General features: G+C 71.9%; 17 protein-coding genes. 11 read left to right on the plus strand and 6 right to left on the minus strand.

All coding sequences use genetic code 11. The features are described 5' to 3' along the window. Window positions 1-10: 10 nt before the first annotated feature. Window positions 11-2,698, minus strand: coding sequence for an MXAN_6230/SCO0854 family RING domain-containing protein (locus OG898_RS22450; RefSeq protein WP_323184884.1), 2,688 nt, complete (start codon window positions 2,696-2,698; stop codon window positions 11-13). 141 nt (window positions 2,699-2,839) lie between these two features. Next, window positions 2,840-3,466 carry a TetR/AcrR family transcriptional regulator gene (locus tag OG898_RS22455; protein ID WP_266958891.1) on the minus strand — a complete coding sequence of 209 codons (627 nt, stop codon included), beginning with the start codon at window positions 3,464-3,466 and terminating at the stop codon, window positions 2,840-2,842. Window positions 3,467-3,606: 140 nt separating this feature from the next. Between OG898_RS22455 and OG898_RS22460 the strand changes: the two genes are divergently transcribed. The 4 genes from OG898_RS22460 to OG898_RS22475 are packed head-to-tail and all read left to right on the plus strand — an operon-like array spanning window position 3,607 to window position 7,813. Next, on the plus strand, window positions 3,607-4,404 hold the full coding sequence (locus OG898_RS22460) for an acetoacetate decarboxylase family protein (RefSeq protein WP_250742246.1): 798 nt from the start codon (window positions 3,607-3,609) through the stop codon (window positions 4,402-4,404). After that, window positions 4,404-5,288, plus strand: a complete 885-nt coding sequence (locus OG898_RS22465) for an SDR family NAD(P)-dependent oxidoreductase (protein ID WP_266958893.1) — start codon at window positions 4,404-4,406, stop codon at window positions 5,286-5,288. Before OG898_RS22460 ends, OG898_RS22465 begins: the two co-directional genes overlap by 1 nt. A 12-nt stretch (window positions 5,289-5,300) precedes the next feature. Next, window positions 5,301-6,587, plus strand: a complete 1,287-nt coding sequence (locus OG898_RS22470) for an amidohydrolase family protein (RefSeq protein WP_250742244.1) — start codon at window positions 5,301-5,303, stop codon at window positions 6,585-6,587. Next, the gene (locus tag OG898_RS22475) at window positions 6,584-7,813 is read left to right on the plus strand and encodes an amidohydrolase family protein (RefSeq protein ID WP_250742243.1); all 1,230 of its coding nucleotides are present in this window, start codon (window positions 6,584-6,586) and stop codon (window positions 7,811-7,813) included. The genes OG898_RS22470 and OG898_RS22475 overlap by 4 nt, the downstream gene beginning before the upstream one ends. 100 nt (window positions 7,814-7,913) lie before the next feature. Here the strand turns inward: OG898_RS22475 and OG898_RS22480 are convergent, their stop codons facing one another. Continuing rightward, window positions 7,914-10,955 (minus strand): NACHT domain-containing NTPase, encoded by a 3,042-nt coding sequence (locus OG898_RS22480; protein WP_266958896.1) that lies wholly within the window; start codon window positions 10,953-10,955, stop codon window positions 7,914-7,916. A 128-nt stretch (window positions 10,956-11,083) separates the two neighbouring features. Between OG898_RS22480 and OG898_RS22485 the strand changes: the two genes are divergently transcribed. From OG898_RS22485 to OG898_RS22495, 3 genes are all read left to right on the plus strand, one after another. After that, window positions 11,084-11,986: a sterol desaturase family protein gene (locus tag OG898_RS22485; protein WP_250742241.1), complete on the plus strand. Its 903-nt coding sequence runs from the start codon at window positions 11,084-11,086 to the stop codon at window positions 11,984-11,986. A gap of 92 nt (window positions 11,987-12,078) precedes the next feature. Further along, window positions 12,079-12,708 carry a lysoplasmalogenase gene (locus tag OG898_RS22490; protein ID WP_266960384.1) on the plus strand — a complete coding sequence of 210 codons (630 nt, stop codon included), beginning with the start codon at window positions 12,079-12,081 and terminating at the stop codon, window positions 12,706-12,708. An 18-nt stretch (window positions 12,709-12,726) separates the two neighbouring features. Then, window positions 12,727-13,770: a zinc-dependent alcohol dehydrogenase family protein gene (locus OG898_RS22495; protein ID WP_250742240.1), complete on the plus strand. Its 1,044-nt coding sequence runs from the start codon at window positions 12,727-12,729 to the stop codon at window positions 13,768-13,770. Between the two features lie 95 nt (window positions 13,771-13,865). Here OG898_RS22495 and OG898_RS22500 read toward each other — a convergent pair whose 3' ends face one another. Beyond that, on the minus strand, window positions 13,866-15,410 hold the full coding sequence (locus tag OG898_RS22500; RefSeq protein ID WP_250742239.1) for a S8 family serine peptidase: 1,545 nt from the start codon (window positions 15,408-15,410) through the stop codon (window positions 13,866-13,868). Between the two features lie 255 nt (window positions 15,411-15,665). Here OG898_RS22500 and OG898_RS22505 point away from each other — a divergent pair, with 255 nt between their 5' ends. The 3 genes from OG898_RS22505 (at window position 15,666) to moaA (ending at window position 18,869) form a co-directional block, all read left to right on the plus strand. After that, window positions 15,666-16,031, plus strand: coding sequence for a DUF485 domain-containing protein (locus tag OG898_RS22505; protein ID WP_250742238.1), 366 nt, complete (start codon window positions 15,666-15,668; stop codon window positions 16,029-16,031). Beyond that, complete coding sequence (locus tag OG898_RS22510; protein ID WP_250742237.1) at window positions 16,028-17,683, plus strand: cation acetate symporter; 1,656 nt, start codon at window positions 16,028-16,030, stop codon at window positions 17,681-17,683. The genes OG898_RS22505 and OG898_RS22510 overlap by 4 nt, the downstream gene beginning before the upstream one ends. 196 nt (window positions 17,684-17,879) lie before the next feature. Beyond that, on the plus strand, window positions 17,880-18,869 hold the full coding sequence (gene moaA, locus OG898_RS22515; protein WP_250742236.1) for a GTP 3',8-cyclase MoaA: 990 nt from the start codon (window positions 17,880-17,882) through the stop codon (window positions 18,867-18,869). A gap of 48 nt (window positions 18,870-18,917) precedes the next feature. Here moaA and OG898_RS22520 read toward each other — a convergent pair whose 3' ends face one another. Next, window positions 18,918-19,178, minus strand: a complete 261-nt coding sequence (locus OG898_RS22520; protein WP_266958899.1) for a hypothetical protein — start codon at window positions 19,176-19,178, stop codon at window positions 18,918-18,920. 136 nt (window positions 19,179-19,314) lie between these two features. Next, the gene (locus tag OG898_RS22525; RefSeq protein ID WP_250742234.1) at window positions 19,315-19,593 is read right to left on the minus strand and encodes a DUF3099 domain-containing protein; all 279 of its coding nucleotides are present in this window, start codon (window positions 19,591-19,593) and stop codon (window positions 19,315-19,317) included. Window positions 19,594-19,825: 232 nt separating this feature from the next. Here OG898_RS22525 and OG898_RS22530 point away from each other — a divergent pair, with 232 nt between their 5' ends. Then, window positions 19,826-20,104: a GlsB/YeaQ/YmgE family stress response membrane protein gene (locus OG898_RS22530; protein WP_250742233.1), complete on the plus strand. Its 279-nt coding sequence runs from the start codon at window positions 19,826-19,828 to the stop codon at window positions 20,102-20,104. The last annotated feature ends 31 nt before the right edge of the window (window positions 20,105-20,135 follow it).

The raw sequence follows: 20,135 nt of genomic DNA on the forward strand, positions 1-20,135 counted from the left end.
CTACGGCCTTTCAGGCCAGCTCCGCCACGAGGTCCCCGGCCGTCACCCGGGCGAAGGACCCGGGCACTTCGGCCGGCCCGGGGAAGAGCCGGCAGGCCGTGCCCGAACCCCCTTCGGGGGCCACGCTCGCGCAGGTCAGCGCGAGGAACGCACGCTTCCCGGCAGCCAGTTCGGCGGCCTCCGCGTCGGCGTCGGCGCGGGGCCGGCGCTCCTCGGGCTGCTCCAGGGCGGCGATCCGGGCGGCGAAGACGGCCGGTTCCTCGCCGTCCGCGGCCCGGTAGAGCCACACCTCGCCGGTGGCCGAACTCTCGGTGGCCCGCCGGATCACCGCCACCTCACGGGTGCGAGCCGCCGCCCGCCACACGGCGAGGTCCCACAGGGTGGTGCGGGTGCCGGAGGCGAAGTGCGCCCATGTGTCCGAGGCCACGGCCGCGACCCGGTCGGCGCGCGGGGTGACGCTCTCGAAGTCGCCCGACGGCGGGAGGTGCAGGTCCGCCCACAGAGCTCGCCGTGCGGCCAGGTCCACGACCACCGGCACCCGGGCCCGCGTCGCGGGGCCGCTCAGGTCGAAGCGCCGGCCGGCCGTGGACGGATCGCCCGGAGAGGCGCGCGAGCCGTCGGGAGACGCCCGCGGGTCGTCCGAGGGCCGGGCCGCGAACCCGGTGCAGGCGCGCGCCAGCTCCTCGAACGGCACCCCGCTGTAGCCGGACACCAGGGCCACCGCGTACGCGTCCCCGCGCTCGGCGAGGCCCGCCGGGTCCAGGTCGACGTACTCCGTTTCCCCCTCCCGTGCAGCCACCGGTACGGGAGCCCAGCCGTGGCCGCCCGCGTGCACGGCGCCCGCGCCGGGCCTCCCGTACACCGGGCGGTCGCGGTCGCACAGGCCGGTGAACTTCCAGTCCGCGTCGAAGAAGGCCACCGCCAGGTCCAGATGCGCCACCTGGTTCCGGGCCTCGCTCCAGTGCAGGAACAGCCGCAGCTCCCGGCCCGCGGGCAGCGCGAGGAAGCTGCCCCGGGGCACGGCGACCGGAGCCCCCGCGCGGGCCTGCTCCCCGGAGGGCACGGGCAGTTCGGCGAGCCCGGAATCGAGGACGGCCAGCTCGTACGGCTCCCGCTCGGTGCGGGCGAACCGGCGCACCACCTCCGCTTCCAGCAGGGCCGAGGCCTCCCTGACGAGCGGGACGGGAAGTGGAGGGCGGTCCTCCGTCACGGACCGGGTGTGGCCCGCCGGGCCCTTGGGGAAGAACACGCGCCGCGAGCCGGTCCGCTCCGAGACGCGTCCGCGCAGGGCCCCGAGCGCGGCGAGGAGCGGCCCCGCGCCGACGGCGGGGAGCGCGCGGGCCAGCTCCCGCGCCAGCTCGGGGACCAGGCGGTCGCCGGTGTGCAGGCGCAGCAGGTGGTCGAGGCGCAGGACGAGTTCCTCCGGGCGTTCCCCGGCCACCGCCGCGGCAGCTGCGGGGTCCGCACCGGCGAGTGCCTGTTCCAGTCGCCCGGCCCAGGTCGCGGGCCGGAGCCGGTTCCCCTCCACGCGTACGGCGTCGGGATGGGCGGCGGCGCATTCCCGCAGGGCCGCCCCCAGGGCGCCGGACAGGACGGTGCCCCGCAGCACGGCGAAGGCCATCGCCGCCCGGGGGCTGCTGGCGTACCGCTCGAACGGGTGCAGGGTCTCGGCGGCCCGCTTCCAGGCGGTCGGATACCGCAACAGCTCCTCGACCAGGCCGGGAGCGGGCAGGGCGTCGAGCACGCCGAGCAGCGCGCGGCGCAGCGGCCGCGCGGGGGAGCGGAACCGTGCCGACGCGGGCGCGAGCAGCCCGGGATCCCCGCCGGACAGCGCGGCGAGGAGCCGCAGCACGTCGGTGGCGCTGGTCAACCGCCCGGCGAGCAGCGGCAGTACGGCCTCCCGCGGGGCGGGCCCGGTCAGCAGGCCGGCCAGGACCAGCGCCAGGGTCTGCGGTACGGGGATCCGCGCGGGCAGCCAGTCGAACCCGGCCGGGGCCAGCCGCAGCAGCAGCGGCAGGTCGGCCCGGTCCTCGGGGGACAGCGGGGCCGACCGGGCGAGCAGAGGGGCCAGCACCCGGGCGGCGTCGGCCGCGGGGTCGGTGCCGAGCCGCAGCAGCCGGAGCGGGCCGGGCGGGATCCCGGCCCCGTCGCTGTCGGGCGCGCGGTGCTCCGTAGAAGGGGGGACCTCCGTGGAAACGGAGAGGAAGGGCCCGGCCGGATCGACGGGGTGCAGGCAGACGGGGCAGGCGCCGTGGTCGGCGCCGTCCCGGCAGGAGCCGCAGACGAGGTGGGCGCACGGGGCGAGGGCGCGCACCGGCCGGGTCCCGGCGCAGAGGGCGCACGGCCGGACGGGGTCCCGGCGCAGGAGGGTCAGGACGCGGTCGGTGTACCAGTGCTCGGTGTCGCGCGGGATGGAGAAGGGGAAGCGGCGGAAGGCCGGCCGGGGCCCCTGGCCGGCATCCGCGAGCCCGTCGGCCAGCGCCAGCAGGCGCGAGCGCTCCTCGGCGAGATCGGTCGGCGCGAGGACGGCCAGCGCGGCGTACAGCTCGCGGCTCACGGTGTGGCCGCGTTCGAGGAGTTCGCCCTCCAGCGGGCGGACCCCCTCGGTCCCGGGCGAAGCGGCGGCCGACGGCCGGTCGAGGTAGACGGTCCGGAGCCGGCGCAGCATGAGCTCTTCGGTGGATCGGGTGACGGGCACGGTCCTGGTTTCCCTCCGCGAACGGAAAACGGGGGCGGAGAGAAGGCGCGCGGACTTTCCGTGAAAGGGAGAGGATGCACGCCGGGGAGCCGCCCCCGTGGGGCAGATCCCACCACGTGCCCCCGCGCGCCGGCAAGCCGGTTACCCGGCCGGTGGCGCCAGCAGGGCCCGGACCAGGGCCCTCAGGGTCAGCTGGAACAGCCGCTCAGGATCGACCGGCCGGGCCAGTGCGCGGGCCAGCGGGGGGTCGTGGGGGGCGTCGGCCGGGTCCCAGAGCTCGCTTTCGGCGGGGGACTGGGCGGGGGAGCGTTCGCGATTGCGCTCGACCAGGACGAAGCCGATGATCTGGAACTGGATCGCGCGCACCGCGTCCGCGGCCCGGGTCCCGCGCAGACCCGCCGCGTGCACCTCGTGGACCAGGGCCTGCTGGGCGGGCAGGAACATCCGGTCGGTGAGCCCGCGCTCGTGGACCATCGCGATCAGGTGCGGGCGCTCGCGCAGCTCGCGGCGCAGGATCCGGGCGACCGAGACGATGCGGTCGCCGGGGTTGCGGCCGACCGGCCGGATGGCGCCCATCTCCTCCACGGTCCGCTCCACGAGGGCGTCGAGCAGTGATTCGCGGTTGCCGACGTGCCAGTAGATGGAGGTCACCGCGGTGCCCAGTTCGGCGGCGAGCTTGCGCATGGTGAGGGCGGCCGGGCCGTGCTGCTTGACGAGGGAGGCGGCGGCGTCCAGTACCTCCGCGCGGGTCAGCGTGGTTCTGGCCATCTGTCCGTCCCAACTTTCTGTCGATCCGTCAGATCAGGTGCGTGCAGGGGTCTTTACCCTTCATCGGTCCCGGTGTAACTGTGTTACAGAACCAGCTGCGTCAGAACCGACTGCGTCCTAGACGAAGGATGGTGCGATAGATGGCACGCGTACGGTACGGAGCGCGCACCGAGGCCGAGATCGCCGCTTCGCGCGAGAAGAGTTCCAAGCTCCCCGACATCTGGTCCACCGGCGTGGTGGCCGTCTGGGAGACCGACCCGGACGTGGTGGCGGCGGTCCTGCCACCGCCGCTGAAGCCCACCGAGCGGCCCCTGGTGCGGGCCAACATCAGCAAGGTGGACCTGCCCGGCTACCCGCTCGGCGCCGGTTCGGTGGCCGTCGCCGCCCAGCACGACGGGGTCGAGGGCTGGTACCCGCTGGTCATGCCGATGAGCATGGAGCGCGCCCTGATCGGAGGCCGCGAGGTCTTCGGTGAGCCGAAGAAGCTCGGCGAGATCACCGTCGAGCGCGAGGGCCTGGTCGTCCGGGCCTCGCTCGCCCGGCACGGGATCGCCTTCGTGGAGGTGCGCGGCGCCGTGGACCGCGAGCTGCCGCTGCCCGAGCCCACCGTGAAGACCGACTTCTACTTCAAGTTCCTCCCCGCGGTGGACGGTTCGGGCTTCGACGCCGATCCGGTGCTGGTGCACTGCACCCGCAACGAGAAGGTCCGCAAGCTGGAGCACATCACCGGCGACGTGGTGCTCCGGGAGTCGATGTTCGATCCGATCGCCGATCTCCCCGTACGCCGCCTCGTCGAGCTCACCATCGGCGAGAAGACCACCGACCAGCGGGGCAAGGTCGTCGAGCGGGTCAGCGCCCAGGCCCTGCTCCCGTACATCCACCAGCGCTACGACGACCCCATGCAGATCCTCGACGGACCGCCCGAGGGGAGCGTCTGATGCGACTCGAACCGGGACAGGTGGCCGTGGTCACCGGAGCCGCGAGCGGCATCGGCCTCGCCATGGCCCGCCGCTTCGCCGCCGAGGGGCTGAAGGTGGTCCTCGCCGACGTGGAGGAGGGCGCCCTGCGCAAGGCCGCCGACGAACTCGCCGCCGACGGCGCCGAGGTGCTCGCCAAACTCGTCGACGTCAGCGACCGCGACTCCGTGATCTCCCTCGCCGACGCCGCCTACGAGACCTTCGGCGCCGTGCACGTCCTCTGCAACAACGCCGGCGTCGGCTCCGGAGCCGAGGGCCGCATGTGGGAGCACGAGCCCAACGACTGGAAATGGGCCTTCTCCGTCAACGTCTGGGGCGTCTTCCACGGCATCCAGGCCTTCGTCCCCCGCATGATCGTGGCCGGCGGCCCCGGCCACATCGTCAACACCTCCTCCGGCGACGGCGGCATCGCCCCGCTGCCCACCGCCTCGGTCTACGCGGTGACCAAGGCGGCCGTGGTCACCATGACCGAGTCGCTCTACGCCCACCTCAAGGCCGAGGGCGCGGCCATCGGCGCCTCCGTGCTCTTCCCCGGACCGCACATGCTGCGCACCGGGCTGTGGGAGTCGCACCGCAACCGGCCCGACCGGTACGCCAAGGAGCGCCCGCGCAAGTCCCCGTACCGCAGCCTCGACCAGTACGAGGCCGCGATGAAGCAGGCCGGCCACGAGGTGAACTTCACCCCGGTCGAGGACGTCGCCGACCACGTCGTCGACGGCATCCGCGCCGACCGCTTCTGGATGCTGCCCGACAGCGAGCACAGCGACCGGCAGATCCGCGCCCGGTCGCAGTCGATGCTCGACCGCGCCAACCCCGCCTACCTGGAAAGCTTCATCCTCGACTGAGGAGCCTCAATCGTGAGTGCGTACGAAGACCCGTACCTGATCATCTCCTCCGACTGTCACGCGGGGCTGCCCACCGAGCAGTACCGCCCCTACCTGGACAGCGCCTTCCACCCGCAGTTCGACGAGTTCCTCGGCGAGCGCGATGCCCGCCGCGCCGAGGCCACCAAGCTCGGCGTGCGCAACGAGGCCTTCGCCGAGAAGTGGTTCCACGACCACGAGGAAGGCCTCAAGGGCGGCTGGGACGTCACGCAGAGGCTGAAGGAACTCGACGGCGACGGCGTGGCCGCCGAAGTCGTGTTCCCCGACGCCGACGCCGTGGACAGCCAGACCGCCGCCCCCTTCGGAGTGGGCCTCGGCCTCTCCGGGGACCAGGACCCCGAGCTCGGCATGGCCGGCGCCCAGGCGCACAACCGGTGGCTCGCCGAGTTCGTCTCGGAGAACCCCGAGCGGCACTGCGGGGTGGCCCTGCTGCCCATCACCGGCGATCCAGACAAGGTCGTCGCCGAGATATACCGGGCCAAGGCGTCCGGGCTCGGCGCCCTGATGATCCCGGCCATGTGGGTGGACAAGGCCCCCTACCACGACCGCCGTTACGACCCGGTGTGGGCCGCGGCGGCCGAGACGCAGATGCCGATCGTCACCCACTCGGGCTCCTCGCCGCGCCACGAGTACGGGGACCACCTGGGCATCTTCGTCTCCGAGGTCACCTGGTGGCCGGCCCGCCCGCTGTGGTTCCTGCTCTGGTCCGGGGTCTTCGAGCGGCACCCGGGACTGAAGTTCGGCGTCGCCGAGTCGGGCTGCTGGTGGCTGCCGAACCAGCTCTGGTTCATGGACCGGCTCTACCTCGGCGCACACGGCGGCAAGAAGCTCTCGCCGTTCGAGGAGCTGAAGCGGCCGCCGAGCGAATACCTGGACCGGCAGGTGTTCGTCTGCGCCACCAACACCAAGCGGCGCGAGCTGGCCCAGCGCTACGAGATCGGCGTGGACAACATCCTGTGGGGCTCGGACTTCCCGCACCCCGAGGGGACCTGGCCGAACACCCGCAACTGGCTGAAGAACACCTTCCACGACATCCCCGTCGAGGAGACCCGCCGGATGCTGGGCCTGGCCGCGGCCGAGGTCTTCGGCTTCGACACCGAGAAGCTGGCGCCGATCGCCCGCCGCATCGGCCCCACCCCGGCCGAGCTCGGCCAGAGCGAGGACCAGGCGGCCGTCGAAGCCTCCTGGGCGCGCTCGCGCGACGTGGGCCGGCACTGGCTGACCGACAACGACTTCCCGGTGCTGGGGGTGAACCCGTGAGTCCGAACTCCGAGGACCGCTACACGGTCATCTCCGCCGACTGCCACGCGGGCGCCGACCTGCTGGACTACAAGCCGTACCTGGAGAAGCGCCACCACGCCGAGTTCGACGCCTGGGCCGCGACCTACGTCAACCCGTACGAGGACCTCCTCGCGGACACGGCCGACCGCAACTGGAACTCGCAGCGGCGCCTCACCGAGCTCGAAGCCGACGGGATCGTCGCGGAGGTGCTCTTCCCGAACACCATCCCGCCGTTCTTCCCCAAGGCCTCGCTGATGGCCCAGCCCCCGACGGCGGCCGAGTACGAGATGCGCTGGGCCGGGCTCCAGGCCCACAACCGGTGGCTGGCGGACTTCTGCGCGGACGCGCCGGGCCGCCGGGCGGGCGTGGTCCAGATCCTGCTGAACGACGTGGACGCGGCGGTCAAGGAGATCCGCCGCACCCGCAACGCGGGCCTGACCGGCGGCATCCTGCTGCCCGGCGTCCCGCCCGGCTCCACCGTTCCCGAGCTCTACTCGGAGGTCTACGACCCGATCTGGGCCGTCTGCGACGAGCTGGACGTCCCGGTCAACCACCACGGCGGCTCCGCCTCGCCGCCGCTGGGCGACGAGCCGGCGGCGCGGGCCGTCTTCATGGTGGAGACCACCTGGTTCTCCCACCGGGCCCTGTGGCACCTCATCTTCGGCGGAGCCTTCCGCCGCAACCCCGGGCTGAAGCTGGTCCTGACGGAGCAGGGCTCCGGCTGGATCCCGGGCGTGATCGAGATGCTGGACTACTACCACGGCCGCCTGGTCGCGGCCTCGGCCACCGCCGAGGCAAAGTTCGGCGCCGGGCTGGCGGAGTCCATGGGCAAGGGGCCGAGCGAGGTCTGGCGGGAGAACTGCTTCGTGGGAGCGAGCTTCATGCGCCCCCACGAGGTCCCGCTGCGGGACCGGATCGGCCTCGACAAGATCATGTGGGGCAGCGACTACCCCCACGACGAGGGCACCACGCCCTACTCCCGCGAGGGCCTGCGCATCGCCTACGCGGGCCTGCCCCGCGAGGAGGTCGCCGCCATGGTCGGCGGCAACGCCGCCCGCGTGTACGGCTTCGACCTCGCCCTCCTGGACGCGGTCGCCGCCAAGCACGGCCCCCTCGTCTCGGAGGTCGCGCAGCCCCTGACGGAGGTCCCGCCGGGAGCCACCAGCCCGGCCTTCGCCCGCGGGGGCTCGGTCCGGGTCTGGTGACCGGGAGCGCGCGAACGCCCCGTAGCACCGGGGCCGCCTGACCCGGGGGTCCCGGCGGTCCCGGCGCGCCGGGTGCTCCGGGTGCTCCCGCCGGAGCGGCTCAGTCCCTGCGGACGAGCCGCTCCGGCGGGATCAGCTCGGTACCCCTCACGTGGGTGCCCCGGCGCAGTTCGATCACCAGCTGCTCCACGGGCGCGAGCGGCGACAGGTCCACGGTCCCCAGGCATTCGCTCAGCACGAGCCGGCGCAGCGCGGGGAACTCGCGCAGCGCCTCCAGCGACCCCTCCAGGGCGCACCGGATCAGCACGAGCCGGCCGAGGCGTTCGTACGGCAGGAGGGCTCCGGCCGACACCGGCGCGGCGTGCCGGATCTGCAGCGCGGTCAGTCCCCTGAGCGGCAGCGAGCGCACCAGCTGCCGGTACTGCCCGCTCCCGGCGACCGTCAGCTTCTCCACCCGCGGCCAGCGCTCGATCCCGTCGAGCGTCATCCGGCGGGCGCCCTGCCACAGGTGCAGCGCGGTCAGCGAGTCCGCTGCGGGGACGTCCCCGATCCGGCGCTGCTCCGGCTCGAAGCCGATGACCAGCGAGCGCAGGCCGGCCGCGCCCGCCAGCGGGGCGAGCGAGAGGTCGTCGCGGAGGTAGCCGAAGGCGAGGCTGTCCGCCCGGAGTTCGCCCACCACCTCGATCCCGGTGACCTGCGGGCAGTCCAGGACGCCCAGGTGCCGCAGCGCGGACTGCCCGGCCAGCGGGGACAGATCGGCCAGCCGCGGATTGCGGTGCAGGGTCAGCGACTCCAGGTCCCGCCGCCGCACGAGCTCCGGCGGGATCGGGCCGTCCCAGGTGACGTGCAGCCGGCGGACGTGCCGGAGCCGGTCCAGGGCCCGTAACTGTCCGGGCGTCCGCACGTGCAGGTGGGCCGTGTTCATGGGGGCGTCCGCGAGGACCGTGTCCGCGTACACGTCCACGGGGAACCGCCCCCAGGCGTCGGAGAGTTCGCGGGCGGCCTCGTAGCGGTCGTCCGTCCGGAAGCCCGCGATCACCTGGAGCGCCCGGTCGCCGCCGACGAGCGCCGCCGTACGGATCGTCGCGGCGGCCTCGGCCTCGACGAGCCCGGCCGGCTCCGGGAGCAGCTCCAGTACCAGCTCCCCGGCCTTGGCCAGCTCCTCGGCCTGGCCCGGGGAGCGAGGGGGCAGCAGGAGCGCCGTCCGGGCCGTCACCTCGCGCCGGACCTCCGGATCCAGCTCCGGCGCGTGTTCCAGGCAGGCGGCCGCGAGCAGCACGAGCCGGCTGCGGTCGGGCTCCGACTGATCGGCTCGTGCAAGCAACTCGCGTAGCAGATAGGCCCGTTCGTCGGGACGGGCATGGCCCACGGCCATCCGGACCACGTTGTCCCAGGTGTACTCGTGCGCATTGCGCACGAGGACGCCGAAGTCCCGTGCCTCCACCGCCGCCTTGGCGCCGAGGTAGTCCTGGAAGGTCTGGTGGACGAACAGGACCGAGCCCGGTACCGGCTCGCGGAGCAACCCGCTGCGGATCAGCAGGTGACGGAACACCGTCTGCGCGCTGCCCTGCGCCTTGACCTGGGGCATGGAGTCGAGCGAGGAGGCGATCATCCCGATCGCCTCCTCGGCGGAGGCCTCCACCTGTCCGTTGCGGATCAGCCAGTACGCCAGCCGCTGGAGCAGCAGGGTCTGCTCGTCCCGGCTGAGGTAGACGCCCTCGATCCCGGAGATGTCCCGTTCGCTGTCGCGGCGGATCAGCAGCATGTCCAGAGCCGTGTCGTAGAGCTCCTTGCGGGCCCGGGGCAGATGCATCCGGCGGTCCCGGTTCAGTGCACAGAGCAGGGCGCACATGAGCGGGTTCGTCGCCAGCCTGCCCAGGTCCCGGCGCGATCCCACGGCCTCCAGGAGGGCCTTCTCGTACCGGTCGAGCAGGTCGCGCTCCGGCCCCTCGCCCTGGCCGTGCGCCTCCGCCCGGGCGGAGGCGTGCCAGTGCGTGATGAAGGCGCCGACGTCGTCCCGGTCCATCGGCAGCAGGGCGAGGGAGGTGAAACCGTGGGCGGCCAGCCAGTCCTCGGGTACGGCCGAGTGGCGGGTGGTGACCACGAAGCGGGCCTGCGGGTACTCGGTGAGCAGGGCCCGCAGCCAGGACTCGGTCCTGTCGCGCAGCCGCGGAGGAACCTCGTCCACTCCGTCGATCAGCACCAGGGCCCGCCCGGAGGCGAGGAGTCCGGTGATCCAGCCCTCCGGAGGCAGGAGCGGGACCCCGGTCGCGCCGAGCCAGTCCTGCGGCCGGGGCAGGCCGGCGGGGGAGTTGAAGGAGCGCAGCGGCAGGACGAAGGGGACCAGGCCGTTCCAGTCCGGCAGCTGGGGTCCGAAGCTGTTCCGGGCCGCATTGAGGGCCAGCCATTTCACGAGGGTGCTCTTGCCCGAGCCGGCCGGGCCGCGCAGCAGCACGCGCTCCGTCGCGTTGAGCGCCACCTCGGCCTTCACCGAGCTCTGCAGGCCCGGCTCTTCGAGGAACTCCCCGCCGCTGACCGCGAGGCTGATGTAGGCCAGGTCCAGCGACCAGTCCTGGCGGTCCTGGCTGAGCGTCAGGCCGTACAGCTGGACCCGCCCCTGGGCCCCGGCGACGTACCGGGCGTACTGCTCCTCGAAGGCCGCGGCGGCCTCCGCGTCGGCTGCGGCGCGGGGGTCGTCCGTGGCCCGGGGGTCGTTCGCGGCGCGGGGGTCCTCGCCCCGGGCGGAGCTCCCGTCCTCGGCGGTCCGGCCGCCGAGGCACAGCACGAACAGCTCCCGGTAGGCGGCCTCCGCCGCGGGGGTCAGTTCCGCGGGCGGCGGGGGCACGGGGACGGCCGAGGGGTCGTGGGCGGCCGTGACGAGGGCCCCGGCCTGTTTCGGGCCGAGCGCGGCGAACGCCCGGCCGACGGCGGCCACCGCCGCGGAGCGGTCGGGCTCGTCCAGCCCCGCGCTCGCCTCCGTCAGCAGGGCGATCAGCCTGTTCGCGCGGCGCAGCAGGTCGGGGCCGTTCTCCCGCACCGGCCTGATCCGGATTCCCCCCGGCGGCCGGGCCCTGGCCAGCGCCCGCGCCACGGCGTCCGCCGCCTCCAAGGCGATCCCCTCGAAACCCGGTTCGTACCCCATCCCCATGCCCTCCCCTTGGCCCGGACACCCTCACCGGGAAGCATCTCGTGAACCGTCGGTAACACCGATGGATACCGATCGGTAACAACCCCTAGCCGAGCCCCCGAACCCGCCTCTATGGTGCGGACATGCCGAACCTGCCCGATGTCGTGCTGTGGTCCATACCCGCCTTTGTCCTGCTCACCGTCATAGAGCTGGTGAGCTATCGCATCCATCCCGACGAGGACGCCGCCGGGTACGAGACCAAGGACGCCGTCACCAGCCTCGGCATGGGGATCGGCAGCCTCGGCTTCGACTTCCTCTGGAAGATCCCGATCGTCGCGATCTACACCGCGGTCTACGAGCTCACCCCGCTGCGCGTCCCCGTCCTGTGGTGGACCGTTCCGCTGATGCTGCTCGCCCAGGACTTCCTCTACTACTGGCAGCACCGCGGCCACCACGTGATCCGGATCCTGTGGGCCTGCCACGTCGTCCACCACAGCAGCCGCAAGTTCAACCTCACCACCGCCCTGCGCCAGCCCTGGACCAGCGCCACCTCCTGGCCGTTCTACCTCCCGATGATCGCGCTCGGCGTGCACCCGGCCGCCATCGCGTTCTGCTACTCGGTCAACCTCGTCTACCAGTTCTGGATCCACACCGAGCGCATCGGCAAACTGCCCCGGCCCATCGAGTTCGTCTTCAACTCGCCCTCCCACCACCGCGTCCACCACGCCTCCCAGGGCGGCTACCTGGACCGGAACTTCGGCGGCATCCTGATCGTCTGGGACCGGATGTTCGGCTCCTGGGTGGGGGAGACGGACAAGCCCGTCTTCGGCCTCACCAAGAACATCGAGACCTACAACCCGCTGCGCGTCGCCACCCACGAGTACGCCTCCATCGCCCGGGACGTACGCGGGGCCACCACCTGGCGCGAGCGCGCCGGACGCGTCTTCGGCGGCCCCGGCTGGCAGCCGGCGCAGGCAGGGCAGCCCGCGCAGGCCGCCCCCGCCGAGGCGTCCGCGTCCGCGCCCGCCCCGGAGCACGCCGCGTGAGCGCCGCCGGGTCCACCGATCGCGCGCAGTCCCGTACGCCCTCCTGGGCGCGCCCCGCCGTCCCCCCGGGCTCCGGCCCCGCCACCAGGGCGCTGCTCGTCGCCTTCGCGGCCGCCACCGCCGTGGACCTCGGATCCCTGCTGGCGGACTGGCACACCGGGCACCTCATCGCCAAGCCGCTGCTGATGCCGCTGCTCGTTGTTTACGTGATCACCCGCCGCGCCCCCCGCCTGCTGATCGCGGCCCTGCTGTTCGGCTGGGGCGGGGACCTGGCCCTGCTCTTCGACGCCGATCCCGCCTTCCTGATCGGCATGGGCTCCTTCGCCGCCGGGCACGTCTGCTACCTCGTGCTGTTCGGCCGCCGCCGGACGGGCCCCCTGCTCGGGGCCGCGTACGCCGCCGCGCTCCTGTCCACCGTCACGCTGCTCTGGGGCGACCTGCCCGCGGAGCTGCGGATCCCGGTCGCCGGGTACAGCCTGCTGCTCACCGCCATGGCCTACCGCTCCAGCGCCCTGGGGCGGCGGGCCGGGCTCGGCGGGGCGCTGTTCCTGCTCTCCGACACCCTCATCGCCACAGGGGTCGCCGAGTGGCCCCAGCTGCCCCGCCCCGACTTCTGGGTCATGGCGACCTACGTGGCGGCCCAGTACCTGCTGGCCACGGGAGCACTCGCGCCGGAGCGGGCGTACGGTAGGGAGGCCCTACAGGGCTCAACCATTTCCTAGCCGGAGGACTGCACCACCATGCGCGCCACCGTCATCCACGCCCCGCACGACATCCGCGTGGAGGAGGTGCCCGACGCTGCGATCCAGCGCCCCGAGGACGCCGTCGTCCGCGTCCTGCGTGCCTGCATCTGCGGCAGCGACCTCTGGGCCTACCAGGGCGTGGCCAAGCGGCAGCCGGGCCAGCGGATCGGCCACGAGTTCCTCGGCGTCGTCGAGGAGACCGGCTCCGCCGTCTCCGGCCTGCGCGCCGGCGACCTCGTCGTGGCCCCCTTCATGTGGTCCGACGGCACCTGCGACTACTGCACCGAGGGTCTGTACACCTCCTGCGAGCACGGCGGCTTCTGGGGCTCGGTCGGCCACGACGGCGGCCAGGGCGAGGCCGTCCGCGTCCCGCACGCCGACGGCACGCTCGTGAAGCTGCCCGCCGACGCCGTCTCCGACGACCACCTGCTGACCGCGCTCCTCGCGCTGTCCGACGTCATGGGCACCGGCCACCACGCCGCGCTCGGCGCGGGCGTCCGCAAGGGCTCCACCGTCGCCGTCGTCGGCGACGGCGCGGTCGGTCTGTGCGGCGTCCTCGCCGCCAAGCGCCTGGGCGCCGAGCGGATCATCGCACTGGGCCGCCACACCGCCCGTACGGACATCGCGAAGCTCTTCGGGGCCACCGACGTCGTCGCCGAGCGCGGCGAGGCCGCCGAGGCGGCCGTGCGCGAGCTCACCGGCGGCCAGGGCGCCCACTCGGTCATCGAGGCGGTCGGCACCGAGATGTCCATGCGCACCGCCGTGAACATCGCCCGCGACGGCGGGGCCATCGGCTACGTCGGCGTCCCGCACGGCAGCGGCACCGGCCTCGACCTCGGTGTCATGTTCGACCGCAACCTCACCCTGCGCGGCGGTGTCGCGCCGGTCCGCGCGTACATCCCCGAGCTGCTCGCGGACGTGCTCAGCGGTGCGATCGACCCGTCGCCCGTCTTCGACCGGTCCGTCACCCTGGACGAGGTCCCGGACGGCTACCGGGCGATGGACGACCGCAGCGCGCTGAAGGTCATGATCAAGCCCTGACGGCAGGGATCGAACGAACGGAAGGGCCGGGCGGGATGTTCCCCGCCCGGCCCTTCTGTTCTTCAGTGTTTCAGTGGTTCAGCGCTTCAGCCGGCTTACTTGACGGCCTTCAGCGCGTCGACCACGCCGTAGCCGTAGTAGCCCGTCCGGCCCCAGCTGCTCTCGCAGGTGGTGGCGTCGATCAGGGTGCCTGCGGAGTTGTAGATCTGCGAGGGGCAGTCGGCCTTGGTGGCCTGGCCCTTGAGCAGCGCCTGGAGCATCGCGGGCGTGGCGTACGGGTGGGCGCTCTTGAGGAGCGCCGCGACACCGGCGACGTGCGGGGCGGCCATCGAGGTGCCCTGCTTGTAGCCGTAGCCGCCGCCCGGGATCGTCGACAGCACGCGGCCGTTGGCGTCCGGGGTGGCCGGGACCTGCCACTTGTCGCCACCGGGGGCGGCGACGTCGACGACTCCGAGGCCGTAGCTGGAGTAGTACGAGCGCAGACCCTTGTCACCGGTCGCCGACACCGTGACCACGCCCGGGAGCTGGGTGGGCAGGTCGAAGCAGACGCTCGGGTCGATGGTGCGCGGCACCGGGGTGGTGTCGTTCGGGCTGGTGTCGTCGGCGATCGAGTCGCCGGCCAGGTCGTGGTTGGAGTTGCCCGCCGAGGCCACGTGCAGCGTGCCCTTGCGCTCCGAGTACTTGGTGGCCCTGCCGATGGCCTCCACCAGCGCCTTCTGGTCCTCGTCCGCCTTGCAGTTGTAGAGCCAGGGGTCGACGTAGTAGCTGTTGTTGGTCACCTCGATCCCCTTCTCGGCGGCGAACATGAAGCCGCAGACGACCGCCTCGGTGTAGAAGAGGCTGGTGCCGGGCTCGCTCACCTTGATGCCGGCGACCTTGACGCCCGGCGCGACCCCGCTGATGCCGAGGCCGTTGCGCGGGGCCGCGATGGTGCCGGCCACGTGCGTGCCGTGGTCGCTGCCGTCCGCGTACGGACGCCAGGCGCCCTCGCTGGTGTCCGCGACGCCGCCGACACAGTTGGCCGACTGCTCCTTGGAGAAGTTCGGCGCGATGTCGGGGTGAGTGTCGTCGACACCCGTGTCGATGACGCCCACAGTGACGTTCTGGCTGCCATCGTTGATCTTGTGAGCCTGATCGGCCTTGATCGTCCGCAGGTCCCACTGGTTGGACTCCAGCGGCTCCTGACCCTCCTGGGCCGCCGCTGCGGCCTTGGCGGCGTCCGCCGCGCTCAGCTGCTGCGTCGCGCCCTCGTCGGTGGTCTGCACCGCCGAGAGGGGGGCCGTACGGGTGGCGCCGACCGAGTCGAACAGACCGCGGTTGGCGCGCAGCTGCTTGGCGAAGTCGGGGTTCTGGGAGTGTGCGACGACCACGCCTATCTGCTCATAGGCCGTCACCACCGTTCCACCGGCCCGCTCGATGGCCTTCTTCGCCGCCGTCACCGTGGCAAAGGTCCTCAAGTTCGCCACGTACGACAGCTTCGGGCCGGTCGTCCCGGCCGTAGAGGTCGCAGCCGCGTCCGCCGTCGTGCTCAGCGGTGCGGCTGAAGCCGAGACCGAGGGCAGGAAGGCGAGCGAGGCGGTGAGCGCCAGGCCGACCGGTACGGCGAGAGCACGCCGGCGGCCGGATCCCAGATGAGCCATGGGTTCTCCAGATCATCTTTGAAAAAGCCGTCCGGGCGCGGTCGCGACGGACGGGTTCATGACAGGCGAACTTAGCGTTTCTGTGCCCGTCTGCGCCATTAGTTCGAGGAATCAGTTCCCAAAGAAACAAACAGGTGTTGAACCACCCCGACGCGCCGGACGTGCCGTTGACAGGGGGATCGGCACCACCGTCCCCCCACGGAGGTTGTTTTGTCCGTCATCCCCACCGCCCCCGCGTCACAAGGAGAGTCCCCCGTGACCACCGAAGCAGCGCCGCCTCCGGGCAGTCCGGGAGCGCCGCCGGCGACCCCCGCGGCCGAGGAGTTCGTACGCGTCCAGCAGAGCGCGGAGTTCGCGGAACTGCGCCGCGCCCACCGCTCTTTCGCCTTCCCGCTCACCGTGGCGTTCATCGCCTGGTACCTGCTCTACGTGCTGCTCTCCAACTACGCGGGCGGCTTCATGGGGACGAAGCTCTTCGGCAACATCAACGTCGCGCTCGTCCTGGGCCTCGGCCAGTTCGCGACGACCTTCCTCATCGCCTGGCTGTACTCGCGCCACGCGGCGGCCCAGCTCGACCCCAAGGCCTCGGCCATCAAGGCAAGGATGGAGGCGGGCGAATGAGCGCCCCGCTGTACGTGGCGGTCGCCGGGGCGGCCACGGCGGGCACGACCACCGCCGCCGGCGCCTCCGAGCACCGCCCGCTGATCATCACCCTGTTCGGGCTGTTCGTCGTCGCCACCCTGGCCATCACGGTCTGGGCCGGACGCCAGACCAAGGACGCCGCCGACTTCTACGCGGGCGGCCGCCAGTTCACCGGATTCCAGAACGGCCTGGCCATCTCCGGCGACTACATGTCCGCCGCGTCCTTCCTCGGCATCGCCGGAGCCATCGCGCTCTTCGGCTACGACGGCTTCCTCTACTCGATCGGCTTCCTCGTCGCCTGGCTGGTGGCCCTGCTCCTGGTCGCCGAGCCGCTGCGCAACTCCGGCCGCTACACGATGGGCGACGTACTCGCGTACCGGATGCGCCAGCGCCCCGTACGCACCGCCGCGGGCACCTCCACCATCGTGGTCTCGATCTTCTACCTGCTCGCCCAGATGGCCGGCGCCGGCGTGCTCGTCTCGCTGCTCCTCGGCATCACCAGCGACTTCGGCAAGGTCGTGATCGTCTCGCTGGTCGGCGTCCTGATGATCCTCTACGTCACCATCGGCGGGATGAAGGGCACCACCTGGGTCCAGATGATCAAGGCCGTGCTGCTGATCGCGGGCACGCTGCTGATCACCTTCCTGGTCCTGTGGAAGTTCAGCTTCAACATCTCGGACCTGCTGGGCCAGGCCGCCGACAACAGCGGGCAGGGTGTCAAGTTCCTGGAGCCGGGCCTGAAGTACGGCAAGGACTCGCTCTCGAAGCTGGACTTCCTCTCGCTCGGCCTCGCCCTGGTCCTGGGCACCGCCGGCCTGCCGCACATCCTGATCCGCTTCTACACGGTTCCCACGGCCAAGGCCGCCCGCAAGTCCGTGAACTGGGCCATCGGCATCATCGGCGCCTTCTACCTGATGACGATCGTCCTCGGCTTCGGCGCCGCGGCCCTGCTCAAGCGGGCCGACATCATCGCCTCCAACAAGGCCGGCACCACCGCGGCCCCGCTGCTCGCCCAGGAGATCGGCGGCGGCTCGGGCTCCACCGGGGGAGCGGTGCTGCTCGCCGTGATCTCGGCGGTGGCCTTCGCCACGATCCTCGCGGTCGTCGCGGGCCTGACGCTGGCCTCCTCCTCGTCCTTCGCGCACGACATCTACGTCAACGTGATCCGCAAGGGCAAGGCCACCGAGAAGGAAGAGGTACGGGCGGCCCGCTGGTCGACCGTGGTCATCGGAGCCGTGGCCATCGGACTCGGCGCCCTGGCCCGCGACCTCAACGTGGCCGGCCTCGTCGCCCTGGCCTTCGCGGTCGCCGCGTCCGCCAACCTGCCGACGATCCTCTACAGCCTCTTCTGGAAGCGCTTCACCACCCAGGGCGCCCTGTGGTCCATCTACGGAGGCCTGATCTCCTCGGTCGTCCTGGTGCTCTTCTCGCCGGTCGTCTCCGGCAAGCCCACCTCGATGTTCAAGGGCGCCGACTTCTACTGGTTCCCCCTGGAGAACCCCGGCATCATCTCCATCCCGCTCGGCTTCCTGCTGGGATGGCTGGGAACGGTCCTCTCCAAGGAGAAGGCAGACCCGCAGAAGTTCGCCGAGCTAGAGGTCCGCTCGCTCACCGGAACCGGCGCGCACTGACACCCTGCGCCGCAGCGAGATGCTCCGAACACCGAGCGTGGCCGTGTCGTATGTCCCTACGACACGGTCACGCCTCGTCTCGTTCGTTCGGGCACCCCTACATGTCACGGGCTTCGCGTAGGCTCGTCAGTAGCGCTCGTAATCTCATCCGCTATGGCGTAAACCTCTACAAACCGGACAGGGGAGGGGGCTCACAGTGCTTCTCGACACTTACGGCCGCGTGGCCACTGACCTGCGTGTCTCGCTCACCGACCGGTGCAATCTGCGCTGTACGTACTGCATGCCCGAGGAGGGTCTGCAGTGGCTCGGCAAGTCGGATCTGCTCAGTGACGACGAGATCGTCCGCCTGATCCGCATCGCGGTCACCCAGCTCGGGATCAAGGAAGTGCGCTTCACCGGCGGCGAGCCGCTGCTGCGTCCCGGCCTCGTCGGGATCGTCGAGCAGTGCGCGGCCCTGGAGCCCCGCCCCAAGATGTCGCTGACCACCAACGGCATCGGCCTCAAGCGCACCGCCCAGGCCCTCAAGGCCGCCGGCCTGGACCGGGTGAACGTTTCCCTGGACACCCTGCGGCCCGAGGTCTTCAAGACCCTGACCCGGCGCGACCGCCACAAGGACGTCATCGAGGGCATGGCCGCCGCCCGCGACGCCGGCCTCACCCCCGTCAAGGTCAACGCGGTCCTGATGCCCGGACTCAACGACGACGAGGCCCCCGACCTGCTGGCCTGGGCCGTCGAGAACGAGTACGAGCTCCGTTTCATCGAGCAGATGCCCCTCGACGCCCAGCACGGCTGGAAGCGCGACGGCATGATCACCGCCGGTGACATCCTGGAATCCCTGCGCACCCGCTTCACGCTCACCGAAGAAGGGTCCGAGGAGCGCGGCTCCGCCCCGGCCGAGCGCTGGGTCGTCGACGGCGGCCCGGCCACCGTCGGCGTCATCGCCTCGGTCACCCGCCCCTTCTGCGGAGCCTGCGACCGTACGCGCCTCACGGCCGACGGCCAGATCCGCACCTGCCTCTTCGCCACCGAGGAGTCCGACCTGCGCGCCGCCCTGCGCTCGGGCGCCCCGGACGAGGAGATCGCCCGCCTGTGGAAGGTGGCGATGTGGGGCAAGAAGGCCGGGTCCGGCCTCGACGACCCGACCTTCCTGCAGCCCGACCGCCCGATGTCGGCGATCGGCGGCTGACCTCAACCGTCACGAACGGTTCCGAGCGACCCCGAGGGCTCGCAGCGGCTACGGCCGCTGCGAGCCCTCGGGCGCTTCCCACTCGTCGAGCTTCACCACGTCCTTGAGGAAACCGCGGACCCCCAGGAACTGGGACAGGTGCTCGCGGTGCTCATCGCACGCCAGCCAGGTCTTGCGGCGCTCGGGGGTGTGCAGTTTCGGGTTGTTCCACGCCAGGACCCAGACGGCCGCCTCGCGGCAGGCCTTGGCGGAACAGGTGGGCGCGTCGGCGGCGGAAGCGTCGTTCAGGAGTGCGTCAAGGGGAGTCACGGCTCAACCCTAAGACGGAATGGCGACGCCGAGCAGCCACGGGGGGAGCTGCCCGGCGTCGGTCCGTCGCTCCGACGGGGGATGCGGAGCGCGTAGGCAGTATGTCACGCAGGACCCGGTGCGGTGCACTGGAACTTCATGATTGATCTGAGCTTTTCTTGAGGTTTCCGTCACCCAGCGCGGGACGCACGGGCGCCGGAACGAAGTGGGACGGCAGAGAGGGCGTCGATTCGCGCCCCGCGTTCGCGATGACCACCGCGATGTACGGCAGCAGCGCCCCCGCGACGAGCGTCACGATGGCCACGGGCCGCTGCACGTTCCACAGGACGATCGTCGCGACGACCGACAGGGTCCTGATCAGCATCGAGATCACGTACCGGCGCTGGCGTCCCCGTACGTCCTCGGCGAGGCTCATCCGAGCCCCCGTGATCCGGAAGACCTCGGACCCGTTCCGCTTCGTCCGCTCCACAACCCACCACCCGATCGATCGCCGGACACTCCCCGGCCCGGACGCCTCCACGGTACGCCGCGCGCCCCCGGCCGGGCAGAGGGGGTGTCCCTCGAATGGCCCTGTCCGAAATGCGTAGTAGGCCGGACGGGTCGAGACTGGGCCCACATGCGCACAACGCGCCAGGAGGAGGCTCGACATGGGTTGGTTGTGGGCGATCATCGTCGGCTTTGTACTGGGACTGATTGCCCGGGCGATCCTGCCGGGCAAGCAGCACCAGCCCCTTTGGCTGACCACCATCTTCGGCATCGTCGGCGCGGTCCTCGGCAACGCCGTGGCCACGTGGATCGGCGTCAACGAGACCAGGGGCATCGACTGGATCCGGCACCTGCTGCAGCTTGCCGGAGCCGTCGTCGTGGTGGGTCTCGGAGACCTGATCTACAGCTCGCTGCGCGGCGGCAAGAAGCAGATGACCTGAGGTGATCTGAAGGCTCCCGCCCGCTCCGCGG

The organism is Streptomyces sp. NBC_00193, assembly GCF_026342735.1.
In the GTDB taxonomy this organism is placed as follows: domain Bacteria; phylum Actinomycetota; class Actinomycetes; order Streptomycetales; family Streptomycetaceae; genus Streptomyces; species Streptomyces stoeckheimensis.

Excerpts from the sequence above, each read along its gene's own strand:
- OG898_RS22455 (WP_266958891.1), bottom strand. The coding sequence starts at position 3,466 with ATGGCCAGAACCACGCTGACCCGCGCGGAGGTACTGGACGCCGCCGCC.
- OG898_RS22460 (WP_250742246.1), top strand. The coding sequence starts at position 3,607 with ATGGCACGCGTACGGTACGGAGCGCGCACCGAGGCCGAGATCGCCGCT.
- OG898_RS22465 (WP_266958893.1), top strand. The coding sequence starts at position 4,404 with ATGCGACTCGAACCGGGACAGGTGGCCGTGGTCACCGGAGCCGCGAGC.
- OG898_RS22480 (WP_266958896.1), bottom strand. The coding sequence starts at position 10,955 with ATGGGGTACGAACCGGGTTTCGAGGGGATCGCCTTGGAGGCGGCGGAC.
- OG898_RS22485 (WP_250742241.1), top strand. The coding sequence starts at position 11,084 with ATGCCGAACCTGCCCGATGTCGTGCTGTGGTCCATACCCGCCTTTGTC.
- OG898_RS22495 (WP_250742240.1), top strand. The coding sequence starts at position 12,727 with ATGCGCGCCACCGTCATCCACGCCCCGCACGACATCCGCGTGGAGGAG.
- OG898_RS22500 (WP_250742239.1), bottom strand. The coding sequence starts at position 15,410 with ATGGCTCATCTGGGATCCGGCCGCCGGCGTGCTCTCGCCGTACCGGTC.
- OG898_RS22510 (WP_250742237.1), top strand. The coding sequence starts at position 16,028 with ATGAGCGCCCCGCTGTACGTGGCGGTCGCCGGGGCGGCCACGGCGGGC.
- OG898_RS22525 (WP_250742234.1), bottom strand. The coding sequence starts at position 19,593 with ATGAGCCTCGCCGAGGACGTACGGGGACGCCAGCGCCGGTACGTGATC.
- OG898_RS22530 (WP_250742233.1), top strand. The coding sequence starts at position 19,826 with ATGGGTTGGTTGTGGGCGATCATCGTCGGCTTTGTACTGGGACTGATT.